General features: G+C 61.7%; 8 protein-coding genes and 3 pseudogenes. 7 read left to right on the top strand and 4 right to left on the bottom strand.

All coding sequences use genetic code 11. The features are described from left to right. Positions 1–202, bottom strand: a pseudogene (locus KGB20_RS15760) (tripartite tricarboxylate transporter substrate binding protein); the annotation flags it as partial. A gap of 333 nt (positions 203–535) precedes the next feature. Here KGB20_RS15760 and KGB20_RS15765 point away from each other — a divergent pair. After that, positions 536–2,929, top strand: coding sequence for a DUF3772 domain-containing protein (locus tag KGB20_RS15765; protein WP_154910569.1), 2,394 nt, complete (start codon positions 536–538; stop codon positions 2,927–2,929). A gap of 106 nt (positions 2,930–3,035) precedes the next feature. Here the strand turns inward: KGB20_RS15765 and KGB20_RS15770 are convergent, their stop codons facing one another. Continuing rightward, a complete protein-coding gene (locus KGB20_RS15770; protein ID WP_057715395.1) occupies positions 3,036–4,526 on the bottom strand; it encodes an aldehyde dehydrogenase family protein in 1,491 nt (496 codons plus the stop codon). Between the two features lie 48 nt (positions 4,527–4,574). After that, positions 4,575–4,964, bottom strand: a complete 390-nt coding sequence (locus KGB20_RS15775; protein WP_090454817.1) for a c-type cytochrome — start codon at positions 4,962–4,964, stop codon at positions 4,575–4,577. A 282-nt stretch (positions 4,965–5,246) separates the two neighbouring features. On the opposite strand from KGB20_RS15775, the gene KGB20_RS15780 reads away from it, so the two are divergent. The 6 genes and pseudogenes from KGB20_RS15780 to KGB20_RS15800 all read left to right on the top strand — a co-directional run bounded on the left by KGB20_RS15780 (position 5,247) and on the right by KGB20_RS15800 (position 13,039). Beyond that, complete coding sequence (locus KGB20_RS15780; RefSeq protein WP_150815069.1) at positions 5,247–6,569, top strand: hypothetical protein; 1,323 nt, start codon at positions 5,247–5,249, stop codon at positions 6,567–6,569. Between the two features lie 273 nt (positions 6,570–6,842). Next, a pseudogene (locus tag KGB20_RS29310) lies at positions 6,843–7,349 on the top strand (cache domain-containing protein); the annotation flags it as partial. 363 nt (positions 7,350–7,712) lie between these two features. After that, positions 7,713–8,750 (top strand): annotated as a pseudogene (locus KGB20_RS29315) (methyl-accepting chemotaxis protein); the annotation flags it as partial. A 660-nt stretch (positions 8,751–9,410) separates the two neighbouring features. Next, on the top strand, positions 9,411–10,724 hold the full coding sequence (locus KGB20_RS15790) for an amino acid permease (protein WP_154910571.1): 1,314 nt from the start codon (positions 9,411–9,413) through the stop codon (positions 10,722–10,724). Beyond that, positions 10,717–11,997 carry an aspartate aminotransferase family protein gene (locus tag KGB20_RS15795; RefSeq protein WP_154910572.1) on the top strand — a complete coding sequence of 427 codons (1,281 nt, stop codon included), beginning with the start codon at positions 10,717–10,719 and terminating at the stop codon, positions 11,995–11,997. The genes KGB20_RS15790 and KGB20_RS15795 overlap by 8 nt, the downstream gene beginning before the upstream one ends. A 10-nt stretch (positions 11,998–12,007) precedes the next feature. Continuing rightward, positions 12,008–13,039, top strand: coding sequence for a phosphotransferase enzyme family protein (locus KGB20_RS15800; RefSeq protein ID WP_154910573.1), 1,032 nt, complete (start codon positions 12,008–12,010; stop codon positions 13,037–13,039). 168 nt (positions 13,040–13,207) lie between these two features. Here KGB20_RS15800 and KGB20_RS15805 read toward each other — a convergent pair whose 3' ends face one another. Next, on the bottom strand, positions 13,208–13,501 hold the full coding sequence (locus KGB20_RS15805; protein ID WP_154910575.1) for a DUF6124 family protein: 294 nt from the start codon (positions 13,499–13,501) through the stop codon (positions 13,208–13,210). Positions 13,502–13,858 lie beyond the last annotated feature (357 nt).

The following is a 13,858-nucleotide window of genomic DNA, read 5'->3' on the forward strand; positions in this document are numbered from 1 at the left end:
TGTTCTCGAAGGTCACGGACTTGGCCGTATTGGCCTCGACCATGGCCTTGCCCAGCACCCGGGCGGTCTGGTCGTAACCACCGCCCACCGAACCCGGGGCCATGAATTTCACGGTATCCAACGCGAAGGCTGGTGCGACCAGCACCGCAGCGGTCAAACCGGCGGCCATGCAGCGACTGAAACGACGGATCAAGGCGGACATGGGATCTCCTGATTACATTGTTTTTATCGGTGCCGCTTGCCCATCGAGGTGTGCGATGGACCGGGGCCTGCAAACAAGCTTAGGCCATGGATTCATGGGTTGACTTGTTTTGCTGAAACCACCCGCCAAATGCGCCGCCCCCCCCTTGTAGGAGCCTCCCTGTGGGAGCGAGCTTGCTCGCGATGACGGAGTGTCAGTCGACATTTTCGGTGTCTGACACACCGCCATCGCGAGCAAGCTCGCTCCCACAGGTTCTCGGGTTCCATTGCGACAAAACAATGTCCAGGGCCTAACCTCATTGGCTAAGTGACCAACAACCCGTCGAGCTCGCCGATGCGCAATGTCTTGAAGTCAATGATTTACGTCGCCTTCGCGGTTCTGGTGGCAAGCCCGGGATGGCTGTTGGCGGGGGATATGGCCGACGCCCCCGCTCCTGCCCCCGCTCCCGCAGCCCCGATCATCAGCATCTCCGACAGCGAATTGCTGGGGGTGCAAAACCAGCTCAACAGCCTCAAGCAGCAGGTTTCCCAGGCCAGCAATTACACCCAGCTGGAAAGCTCACAGGACCAGGTGCAAGTACTGATTCAGGACATTGAACGCCTGTCCACATCGCTGCTGCCTGGCCAGGCGCAATTGCAGGCGCAACTGAACGTGCTGGGGCCCGTGCCGCTTGACGAGAACGCACAGGTGACATCTGCAATTACTACCCAACGAGACGCCCTCGGCGAGCAAAAAAACAAGATCGATAGCCAACTCAAAACCCTGGCCGCGCTTAAAATAAGTGCCGCCGAACTGATCACCCAGATTGCCAGCATTCGGCGCAGCTTGCTGGAAGCGGAAGTGACCCAGCAGACCAGCAGTATCCTGAGCCCGAGATTCTGGTCGCCATTGTTCGCTCTTCCGATCGAGGACCGTCAACGTTTCAGCGCCCTCATCGAGCAACTCGAGGCCACGCACCGAGCCGCCTGGCAACCCGGACAACGCGGGATCACGGCCACCCTGCTGATCCTGGCCCTGGTCATATGGACCGTGGGTCGAAACCTCGCCGGCCGGGTTCTGGCGTGGCTGTGCTTTCATCGAATGCCTGCAGGCCGGCTGCGGCGCAGCTCCCTTGCGCTGGCGTCGGTGATGGCGACGGTGCTGACCGCTGGCATCGCCCTGCAACTGCTGCATTTTGCCGGGACCCGGCAACTGCCCTACCCCCCCCTGCTGGCCGACCTGGCGCAATATCTGGAAAAGCTGGCCTATACCTGCGTACTGATCACCGGATTGAGCCGCGCACTGTTGTCCACCAAACATCCTTCCTGGCGCCTGCCCGATATTGCCGATCCGGTGGCGCTGGCGATGGAGCCCTATCCGAGGTTGCTGGCCAGCCTGCTGCTGGTGCTGGTAACCCTGGTGCAGATGAGCAATGTCACCGGCATGAGCGCCGAAGTGGTGTTGTTCGGTCGGGGCATCGTGGCATTGGTCGCGGCACTGGTGATCGGTGCGCTGCTGTTGCGCGTCAGCAAGACGCGCAGAGACCTGATCGTTGCCGGAGAAGCCCCCGAAGGCGTCACCACCTTCGCCGGCCTGATTTACACGTTCACGGGCGCTGCCGTGGTGGTGTCCCTGTTCGCCCTGTTGATTGGCTACGTGACGATGGCCCGGTTCATCACCTATGAAATGGTCTGGATATTCATCATCTGCGCCGGTTTCTACCTGCTCACACAGGTCTATCAGGACACCTGCGACTACGTTTTTTCGCCCCGGCAACCCACCGGCAAGACCATCAAACAGCTGCTGGGCATCGGCAATCCGCGCCTGGAACAGATCTGCACCGTGTTATCCGGAGCCGGCCGCGCCATCCTGATACTGATTGGCCTCATTGCGCTGTTTGTCGGCGGGATCGGTACGACACTCGGGCAACTGTTCACCGGCACGGTGGCCGTACTTGGCGGTGAAGGGCTGCGCAAGCTGAACATCGTCCCGGACAATTTGATGCATGCCCTACTGACACTGATGATCGGTGTCTACCTGATTCGCACCCTGCGCCGCTGGCTGGATCGCGAATTCCTGCCGAAAACCGAGATGGACCCGGGCATGTGCGCCTCGCTCAGCACCCTGTTCGCCAACATCGGCTACGTGTCCGTCGTCCTGCTCACGCTGGCATCGCTGGGGATCAAGTGGACCAACCTGGCCTGGATCGTCAGTGCCCTGTCAGTGGGTATCGGCTTTGGTCTTCAGGAGATCGTGAAGAACTTCATCTCCGGCCTGATCCTGCTGACCGAGCGCCCGGTGAAGGTCGGCGACCTGATCAGCATCAGCGGCGTCGAAGGCGACATCCGCCGGATCAACGTACGGGCCACGGAAATACAACTGGCCGACCGCTCGATCATGATCGTGCCCAACTCCCACCTGATTTCGCAGAACCTGCGCAACGTCACCCTCGGCGGCAGCGCCCAGGGCGTAGTGATACTCGAGCTGATGTTCCCGTTGGATATCGATCCGGAGCTGGTGCAAAACCTGCTGATGGACACCTACACCGAGCATGAATCCATTCTGGATAAACCAACGCCGTTTTTGCGCTTCAGTCAGCTGAAACCCGAAGGAATCACTTTGACCATCACCGGCTATGTCGGCAGCCCACGCACGGTCGGCGCGATCAAGAGCCAGCTGCTGTTTGAAATTCTCAAGCGGTTGGGGGCCGCCGGGATTGAACTGACGAAACCGCCACCCGCAGCATGATGTGGGAGCGAGCCTGCTGGCGATGGTCGCCAACGATAACGCGAACTAACTGACAGACCGCATTATCTTGACGTTTTTCGCGAGCAGGCTCGCTCCTACAGGTTGATCAATGTGCGATACACACCGACTTGAGCTCGGTGTAAGCCTCGATCACCGCACGGCCAAACTCACGGCCCATGCCCGATTGCTTGACACCACCGAACGGCATCGCCGGGTCGAGCAGCACGTGGGCGTTGACCCAGACCGTACCGGCTTCGATGCGAGGCACCAGGTTCATGGCCTTGCCCAGGTCGTTGGTCCACAGGCTGGCCGCCAGGCCGTAGCGGTTGTCGTTGGCCAGTTCGATCACGGCGTCTTCGTCGTCGAACGGCATCACGCCCAGTACCGGGCCGAACACTTCTTCGCGGGCCACGGCCATGCTGTGGTCGATGTCCGCCAGAATGGTTGGCTGCACGAAGAAACCATCACCCTCCAGCAACTCGCCGCCAGTCACCACCCGCGCACCTTGCTGGCGGGCCAGTTCGATGTGCTTGAGCACGCTTTGTTGTTGCTTGCGCGATACCAGCGGGTTGATTGCCGCGTCGCAATTCATGCCAGCGCCAATCGGCATCGAAGAAACGGCGGCGGCCAGGGCTTCGACGAATTGGTCGTGGATCGAACGGTGCACGTAGAAGCGCGAGGCCGCGGCGCAGACCTGGCCGTTGTTCAGCAAGCCGCCGAGGATCGCGCCTTGCACGGCTTTTTCGATGTCGGCATCGGCGAGCACGATCATCGGGTTCTTGCCGCCCAGTTCCAGGGAGAAGCGCGTCATGTTCTCCATGCACGCCACGCCGACACTCTTGCCCACGGCGGTGGAACCGGTGAACGATACTTTGCTCACCAAAGGATGCTGGGTCAGCACGCCGCCAACGGAGGCGCCGCCACCGGTAACCACGTTGAATACGCCAGCCGGGATGCCGGCTTCCAGCGCCAGTTCAGCCAGGCGCATGGCGGTCAGCGGGGTTTCCATCGCCGGCTTGATGATCACCGTACAACCGGTGGCCAGGGCTGGCATCAGCTTCCAGGCGGCGATCAGCAGCGGGAAGTTCCACGGCACAATGCCGACCACGACACCGACCGGCTCACGCTTTGTGAACGCGGTGAACTTGGCACCCGGTGGCAACGGGATCGACACGTCGAAGGTCTGGCCTTCGATCTTGGTCGCCCAACCGGACATGTAGCGCATGAACTCCACCGTGGCGTTGAGGTCCAGGGCGCGGGCCATGTTGATCGACTTGCCCTGGCTCAGGGTTTCCAACTGAGCCAGTTCTTCGGCGTGCTCTTCGACCAGGCGGGTGAAGTTCAGCAGGATGCGTTCACGGTCCGCCGGGCGCAGGCTCGACCACACGCCGGACTTGAACGCCTTGTGGGACGACTGCACGGCGCGCTCGACGAGTTCCAGCGGTGCATCCAGGGTTTCGCACAGGGTTTGCCCGGTGGCCGGATTGACCACGGCGATGCTGTCGCCCTCGGCAAGCACCCACTGGCCGTCAATGAAGCAGCCGTGACGACGTTCGAGGAATGCAGCAACCTGGGGCAGGATTTCAACGTTGCTCATAATTCACCTTTCATTCAGACGATGTGTTCAGGCGCAAATCCGGCCTGATCAGTGTTGTTCTTTGAGGAAGCACGCGACCGCCTGGCGGTCGTCGGCGGAAGCCAGGCCCATGTAGGGCATGTAGGTGCCCGGCACGAAAGCCTGGGGCTGGGTGATCAATTGCGTGATGTTCTCGGCCTGCCAGTCGACGTCTTTGTCGCGCATGGCCTGGGAGTAGCTGAAACCCGCCAGCGAGCCGGACTTGCGCCCATACACACCAAACAGGTTCGGCCCCATCATGCCGGTCGTACCCTTGGTCACCGCGTGGCAGACGCTGCACTCGGTGGCAAACACTTCGGCACCACGGCGCGTGTCCGGGGCGCACTCGGCGGCGGACACCGCCTGAACCAGGGTGAAAGACAGCAAACCGATCACGGGCAAACGCAGCGAAGTGAACATAGGAAAACGACCTTGAAAATCCACACGCCCGCCAGCAGGCGAGCGCCAACACTAAAAATGCCGAGGCAACGGTGCTTCGGCAGGTTGGTAGGGATTGTCGGTGGTCGCCGGTACGCAGGTTTTGCCCTGCGTGCCAGTTGTATTGGCCGGGCTGCCAAACCGGACAATCTGGCATGCACAACCAACTAATTGGCAAACAGGGAAAAGGGCAAACAATAGCCGCACCTTAGTATCCGGACAGACCGCAAACCTGCGCTCAAGAACAAGAACGGATGCCACACCATGCTCAAGTCCCCCTTGCTTCGTCTCTCGACGCTCGCGCTGATGATCAGTGCCGGCAATGCCGGTGCCTATGAACTCTACGCCGATGACGACAGCCATCTGAACGCTACCCTCGAAGCCGTGTTCGGCATTTTCCACAGCCAGGAAAACTACGCCCTGTCCGGTCGCCTGAATGAAGGCAGCTCGTCGTGGCGCGAGGGCTACATCAAATACGGCTTGAGCTTCGATCAAGGCCTGGGCGGTGTGGGCACCGCGTACGGAGCGGCGAACATGCTCAGCTCCGGCACCTGGGGCGATGGCGATGCGGCCGGCTTCTCCGATGGTTCGGAACGCACCACCAAGTTCGAAGACGCCTACCTTGGCTGGCGCTCGGCCGATCTGTTCGGCGCGCTAGGCAGTGACGGCGTCGACCTGTCCTTTGGTCGCCAGAACATTGTGGTCGGTGACGGTTTCCTGATCGACGGCGACGCGCTGAACATGGGCAAAGGCCTGGCCGACGGCGAATTCAACCGGGGCGGCGCTTACTACCTGGCGGCACGCAAGGCCTTCGACGAAACCGCCGTATTGCGTCTGGGCGGCAAGGAAGGCTGGCGCAGCGACCTGATGTGGCTCAAATCCGACAACCGCGCCCAGGCCAAGACCGAAATGTACGTCGGCACCCTGGAGCACGTGGCCGAGGCCGGCACGGTCGGCCTGACCTTCATCAAGACCACCGATATCGATGAACAGTACGCCTCGCCGATCCAGCTCGAACGCGACGGCATGAAGACCTACAGCCTGCGTGCGGCGGGCAACGCCGGGGTGAAAGACCTGTTCCTGTCCGGTGAATACGCCAAGCAGGACAAACCCAACACCTCCAGCGAAGACGCCTGGTACCTGGAAGCCGGCTGGACCTTCTCCGACGCGGTCTGGACGCCTGGCGCCAGCTACCGCTACAGCCGCTTCTCGGAAGGCTACGACACCCTGTTCTACGGTTTCAGCCGTGGCTACGGCACCTGGTTCCAGGGTGAAGTGGCGGGCAACTACGCCGGGCCGTTCAACAGCAACTCGCGCATCCAGAACGTCACGCTGAAAGTTTCGCCACTGGAGAACCTCACCGTCGGCGCGATGTACTTCAACTTCGACACCATCGACCGCAACCTGGGCAACACCGATGGCCACGAAGTCGACCTGTACGCCGAATGGCACGTCAACGACCACCTGACCGTGATGCCACTGGTGGGCATCTACCAACCGGACAAGAGCGCCGAAGACGGTGGTACCCAACTGGGTAACAACGACAAGAACGTCTACGCCCAGGTGGTGTTCGCCACCGGCTTCTAATCTCGGCCGCGGGCAGTGGCCACGCCATTGCCCACGTGGAAAAAGGTATTTCCAATGCACAGAACATTCCTGACGATCCAGAGCAAGATCGCCCTGCTCGCCGGTCTCTGCCTGCTGTTGGTCGTCGGCTTGTTGATGGGTTTGTCGCTCTATCAGACCCACAAGAGCAGCCGGCAAGTGGCCGAGGCCAGCGGCGACATGCTCGCCAATGCGGCCAGGGAACACATGCAGGCCCTGGGCAAAGTGCAGGCCATGCAAGTGCAGCGCACCTTCATGCAGACCCACGAATACGGCCAGGGGTTATCGCGCTACTTGTTGTACCTGCGACAGTTGCAGCATCAGGGCAGCCTGACTCGCCCGCAACTGCGCCAGGAACTCAGCACCCAGCTTCACCAAGCCTTGATCGACAAGCCCGACCTGCTCGGGCTTTATGTCATTTTCGAACCCGGTGGACTCGACGGTGCCGACGCAGACTCCGCCGGCCAGGCGGCCTTGGGCAGCAACGAAACCGGTCGCTTTGCGCTCTATTGGGTGCAGAGCAAACCCGGCGAGCTGCAGGCGGTCATCGGTGACGAAGGCCTGCTTGCCAACACTGAGCCGGGCCCCAGCGGTGCACCGTACAACGCCTTCTACACCTGTGCCCGCGACACCGGCCAGGCCTGTGTGCTGGAACCTTATTTCGACGAGGCCTCCGGCAGCCGCAAACTGGTGACCAGCGTTGCCTTCCCGCTGCTGGAAAACGGCAAGGTCATTGCCGTGGTGGGACTGGATATCAACCTCGCCGCCTTGCAACACAACAGCGAAGCCAGCGCCCGTGAACTGTTCGATGGCAACGGCCAGATCAGCATCGTCAGCCCCCGTGGGGTGATTTCTGCCAACAGCCAGGACGTCGGTCGCCTCGGTCAGCCGATGGACAATGCCGAAGTGATGGACAGCCTGCGTCAGGGCCAGCCAAAAGTGTTTGTCGACGCCCGGCAAATCAAGGTGCTTGAACCGCTGGCGCCGATTGCCGGAGCCGCGCCATGGGGCGTGTTGGTCGGTGTGCCGCAGAACGTGTTGCTGGCACCGGTCACCACGCTGCAGAACGAACTCGATGCCCAGGGCGTGCAAAGCACCGCGCTGGAGCTGTTGCTCGGTGGCGGTTCGGCCCTGCTCGGCCTGCTGCTGATCTGGTACACCGCGCAACGCATCACCCGGCCGCTGCAAGTGCTGACCCGGGTCATGGAAGACATCTCCCTCGGCGAAGGCGACCTGACCCGTCGCCTGCAAGTGCAATCGCGAGATGAAATCGGCCAACTGGCGACCGCCTTCAACCGCTTTGTCGAGCGCATCCACCATTCGATCCGCGAGGTGTCATCGGCGGCGTTGGGGGTGAACGAAGGCGCGCGGCGGGTGCTGGATGCTTCAAACTCGTCGATGAGCAATTTCGACGATCAATCCACCCGTACCAACAGCGTGGCGGCGGCAATCAACCAGTTGGGCGCGGCCGCGCAGGAGATCGCCCATAACGCCTCCGATGCCTCGCAACAGGCTTCGTCCGCACGGCAGCAAGCCGAGGATGGACGCCAGGTGGTGCAGCGCACGATCGAGGTGATGAACGAACTGTCCGGCAAGATCAGTGCCTCCTGCGCCAACATCGAAGTGCTCAACGACAAGACCGTGAACATCGGGCAGATCCTCGAAGTGATCAAGGGCATCTCCCAACAAACCAACCTGCTGGCGCTCAACGCAGCGATTGAAGCGGCGCGGGCGGGTGAAGCGGGTCGTGGATTTGCGGTGGTGGCGGACGAAGTGCGCAGCCTGGCCGGACGCACCCAGACTTCGGCGCTAGAGATCCAGCAGATGATCGAAGAGCTGCAAGTGGGAGCCCGGGAATCGGTCACCACGATGACCGAGAGCCAGCGCCACAGTGAAGAAAGCGTCACCATCGCCAACCTCGCCGGCTCCCGCCTGGGCAGCGTGACCCAGCGCATCGGCGAGATCGACAACGTCAACCAGTCCGTCGCCGCCGCCACCGAAGAACAGACCGCGGTGGTCGAGGCCCTGAATGTCGACATCACCCAGATCAACACCCTGAACCGGCAAGGCGTGGAGAATTTGCAATCGACATTGAGGGCTTGTACCGAGCTGGAGCAACAGGCGGCGCGGTTGAATCAGTTGGTGGGGAGTTTTCGGATCTGAGATTTTGGTTGCCTGATATGCCGCCATCGCGAGCAAGCTCGCTCCCACATTTGGATTTCTGCCGTGCACAAAATCCGTGTACACCTCAGATCCCCTGTGGGAGCGGGCTTGCTCGCGATGAGGCCATCACATCCAACATCTCCACTGGCTGACACTCCGCTTTCGCGAGCAAGCCCGCTCCCACATTTGGATTTCTGCCGTGCACAAAATCCGTGTACACCGCAGATCCCCTGTGGGAGCGGGCTTGCTCGCGAAGAGGCCATCACATCCAACATCTCCACTGACTGACACTCCGCCTTCGCGAGCAAGCCCGCTCCCACATTTGGATTTCTGCCGTGCACAAAATCCGTGTACACCGCGGATCCCTTGTGGGAGCGAGCTTGCTCGCGATGAGGCCACCACATCCAGCACCATCGTTGACTGACACTCCGCCATCGCGAGCAAGCTCGCTCCCACAGAGATCAAGGCAAGCCCGCACAAATCTGGCACCCACAGCCAATGACATGGCATGCGCACACAGCTGCCGCGCCGCACCCCGGGCGTAGTATCGAACCCGACCTCAGGGCACAACCCGCTCCAGGGCGCCCTGCAATGCAACGCTGAACCCCTCCATTTCTCACTAACAACAATAAATCGACCCTCGGGTCGCGGGAGATTTCTGTGCTCAAGAAAAGTGCGCTGGGCTGGCCAAAGATTGCCGGCCTCGGAATTGCGTTGGTGGTGGCCGGGCAGTTTTCCGGCTGGAACTTCGGGCTGGCGGCCGGTGGCTGGCTGAACATGCTGATCGCCACGTTGTTGATGGCCCTGCTCTGCGGTGGCCTGGCGTTATGCGTGGCGGAAATGTCCACCGCACTGCCCAGTGCTGGCGGTGTATTCGTCTATGCGCAAAGTGCGTTCGGGCCGTTCGTGGGTTACCTCGTTGGCGTGGCCTGTGCCCTGGCTTTGACCATCGGCACCGGTGCAGCTGCGACCTTTATCTGCGCCTACACCGAATCGATTTTCGGCCTCGGTGGCTGGCCAGTGAAGATTGCCCTGTTCACGGTGATCATCGGCATCCACATGCGCGGTGTCGGTGAGGCCATGGGCCTGACGTTCATTGCCGGCGTAATCGCCGTTGTCGCCCTGCTCACGTTTGGCGTGGCCATGGCGCCCCATGTCGAGTTAGCCAATTTGCTGAAGTTGCCCGCCAGCGTCGCAACACCGGTCAGCCTTGGCGGTATCTTCGCCTGCGTGCCATTCGCCATCTGGCTGTTCATCACCGTTGAGCAAACCGGCTCGGCCGCCGAGGAGGCGCACAATCCCGGTCGCACCATGCCCCGCGGCATTCTAGCGGCCATTGGCACGTTGCTGGTGACCGCGCTGGTGGTGCTGGTATGCGCACCGGGTGCCGGTGGTGTCGAGCTCGTCGGTTCGGCAGGTGATCCGCTGTATGCCGCGATGTCCAGCAACAGCGCCTTCGGTGAAGGTTCATGGCTGGCCAGGGTGATTGGCTGCGGCGCGGTGTTCGGCCTGATCGCGACCTTCTTCTCGCTGGTCTACGCCGCGTCCCGGCAACTGTTCGCCATGGCCCGCGACGGCTTGTTCCCGCAATGGCTGGGCAAGACCGGCAAGCGCGGCACGCCCTACCCGGCGCTGCTGCTGATCGGTGCCATCGGCCTGCCGCTGTCCGAAGTGGACCCGGCCACGGTGATGCTCGCGGTCGTGTTGCTGCTCAACGTTTGCTACCTGTTCATTTTCGGCGCGTACCTGCACATCAAACGCAACCAACCGGACCTGCCACGGCCGTTCACCCTGGTCGGCGGCAAACTGGTTGCCTGGCTCGGCCTGGCCCTGACGCTGGTGGTGATCGCCGCCTGCTTCCAGCTCGACATGCTGATGCTGATCGCCCTCGCCGTGACCTTCACCCTGTGCATTTTCAATTACCTGTTGCGCAACCGTCGCGCCACCGTCATCGAGGTTCCAGACCATGCCTGAAGACACTCTGCTGCAACGCCGCCATCGCGTACTCGGCAGCGCCTCGCCGTTGTTCTACGACAAGCCCTTGCATCTGGTGCGTGGCGAAGGCGTCTGGCTGTTCGACGTCGACGGTCGCCGCTACCTCGACGTCTACAACAACGTTCCCTGCGTCGGTCACTGTAACCCCCATGTGACCGAGGCCATGCACCGCCAGGCCACCACGCTGAACATCCACACCCGCTACCTGGATGAACACGTGGTGCGCTACGCCGAGCGCCTGACCGCGACCTTCGCCGCGCCGCTGGACACCGCCATGTTCACCTGCACCGGCAGCGAAGCCAACGAACTGGCGCTGCGCCTGGCGCGGTTCGCCAGTGGCGGCACCGGCATCATCGTCAGCGACTACAACTACCACGGCAACTCGGCATCGCTGGCCGAAGTCACCACCGCCCTGCCCTCGCCGGAACCCTTCGCCGCCCATGCCCGGGCCGTGCCGATTCCGTGCCTGTACCACGCACCGGCCGGCACCACCGAAGCGCAACTGGCCGAGCAGTACGCGGCCAACATCGCGGCGGCGATTGCCTCGATGCAAGCCCAGGGCATTCGCCCCGCCGCGCTGCTGATCGACACCCTGTTCGCCAACGAAGGGCTGCCACGGGTACCGGCCAGCTTCGTCAACAAGGCGGCAGCGCTGATCCGTGCAGCAGGCGGATTGTTCATCGCCGATGAAGTGCAGTCCGGTTTCGGTCGTACCGGCGATCACCTGTGGGGCCATCAGGCCCACGGCGTGGTGCCGGATATCGTCACCCTTGGTAAACCGATGGGTAACGGCTATCCACTGGCCGGGTTGATCACCCACAAGGCGCTGGTCGAATCCTTCGGCCGCCACGCCATGTACTTCAACACCTTCGGCGGCTCGCCGGTCGCGGCAGCGGTTGGCATGGCGGTGCTGGATGTGATCGAGCAACAGCAACTGCTCAAGAATGCGCAAAACGTCGGCGCTTATGTGCAGCAACGCTTGCAGGAGCTTGCCAACAAACACTCGATCATCGGCGACGTGCGCGGCAAGGGTCTGTTCTTCGCCATGGAGCTGGTACGTGATCACGCCAGCAAGGAACCGGCCGGACTGGAGGCGCGCAAGGTGGTCAACGACATGCGCGAGAACGGCGTGCTGATCAGCAAGATCGGCGCTGGCGACAACATTCTCAAGCTGCGCCCGCCGCTGGTATTCAGCCGCGACCACGCTGACTTGTTCGTCGACACACTGGACAGCGCCCTTAGCGCGATTTGAGGCTATTGCCATGACTGAATTCCGCAGACCTGCATTCGATACCTTGAGCCATGACCAGCAAGTAACCCGTCTGCACGAACTGGCGCGCCATGCCCTGCAACAGTGGGAAGGGGAATTCGCCGACATCGAACTGGTGAAGTTCCGCGAGAACGCAGTGTTCTCGGCCCGCCGCCACGACGGTCAGCGCGTCGCCCTGCGCATCCATCGCAATGGTTATCACTGCGAGGCCGCACTGCGTTCCGAGCTGCAATGGATGGAAGCCCTGGCCAGCGCAGGTATTACCGTGCCGCAGATTATCCGCGCACAGAATGAAAGCCATCTGATCGAAGTCACCCACCAGGCCATCGGCGAGGCACGTCACATCGACATGCTCGCCTGGCTGCCCGGTGCCACCGCCGGTACTTCCGAGGCGGGTGTGCAGTCCGATACGGAGATCGATTTCCTGTTCAATGAGGCGGGGGCGATTGCCGCGCGCATCCACCTGCATTCGGCGGAATGGCAACAACCGGACGAGTTTGTCCGGCATGCCTGGGATGAAGAAGGCCTGATCGGCGCCAATCCGTTCTGGGGGCGTTTCTGGGAGCTGGAGCAGCTCAGCGACGAGCAACGGGATCTGCTGCAACAGGCCCGGCGTACGGCGCGCAAGGACTTGCGCCAGTACGGTCGGCACCTGGGCAACTTCGGCATGATTCACGCGGATCTGGTGCCTGAGAACCTGCTGATCGAAGGGCCGCGACTACGGTTGATCGACTTCGACGATGCCGGGTTTGGCTGGCACATGTTCGAGTTGGCCACGGCGCTGTACTTCTGTCTGGATGACCCGCGCTTTGATCAGATCAAGGTGGCGCTGCTCGACGGCTACAACGCGGTCAAGCCGCTGACCGAGGCGGATCGCAAGACACTGGCGTTGTTCCTGATGCTGCGTGGCACCACGTACCTGGGCTGGATTCACACCCGCCAGGGCACGCCGACAGCGATTGAAATGGCGCCGATGCTGATTGAGCGGGCTTGCTTGTTGGCTCGGGAATACTTGCAGGCCTGATACACCGCCTTCGCGAGCAAGCCCGCTCCCACAATGGATCTCCAGTGAACACAAATCCTGTGTACGACACTGATCAAAGTGTGGGAGCGGGCTTGCTCGCGAAGAGGCCCTCACAGCCAACATCAGTGATGGCTGACATGCTGCTTTCGCGGGCAACCCGGATCAGGCTCAAGACGGATCGAGACGATCCAGCGCCCGATTCACCGCCAACTCCCCCAGCATGATGACTTGCGCGATGCCCAGCAGGGTGTTGCGGTGCGTGCCTTGCAGAAAACCCGCCAGATCGTTGGCCATGACGCTCGCCGAGGCCAGCGATTCGCAGGCGTGGGCCAGCAGGGTTTCGGTGTTGATGTCGGGGTTGATGGTGAACAGTGTGGAGGGTTTGTGCGAGGTGGCCATGATGTGAGCGGCCGGGTTGGGGCAGGAATCGTTGTCTGGTGGATCAGGCGTAACCTTGAACATGATGTTCTTTTCCGTTGTGATGCAGCCACGCCGTCGCTGCTAAACGAGGGGGTGGCGGCTGTACGCAGGTTAGCAGACCGGGGAAAAGAAGAAAGCCGGCGCGCCCAAGGGCGCCCTGCGCACAGCCACCATCAAATGCAGGTATGGAATACCTGCCTGACGGACACTCGTACGACCTTCAAATACCACGGGCTGCTAAACCCGATCACTGGGAATCAGTGACGCGGACCAAGTTACCGATGGCCTCCAGGGCGCACAAGCCGGCGGATTCTGGCGTAGCTGTAGGCAATGACGCAAGGCGTTGTGGCTTGCAGGAAGTTACTCCTACAGCCGTTAAACATGCATTTCAGATTGATA

It is taken from the genome of Pseudomonas sp. BF-R-30, from assembly GCF_019956175.1.
Classification (GTDB): Bacteria; Pseudomonadota; Gammaproteobacteria; order Pseudomonadales; family Pseudomonadaceae; genus Aquipseudomonas; species Aquipseudomonas jessenii.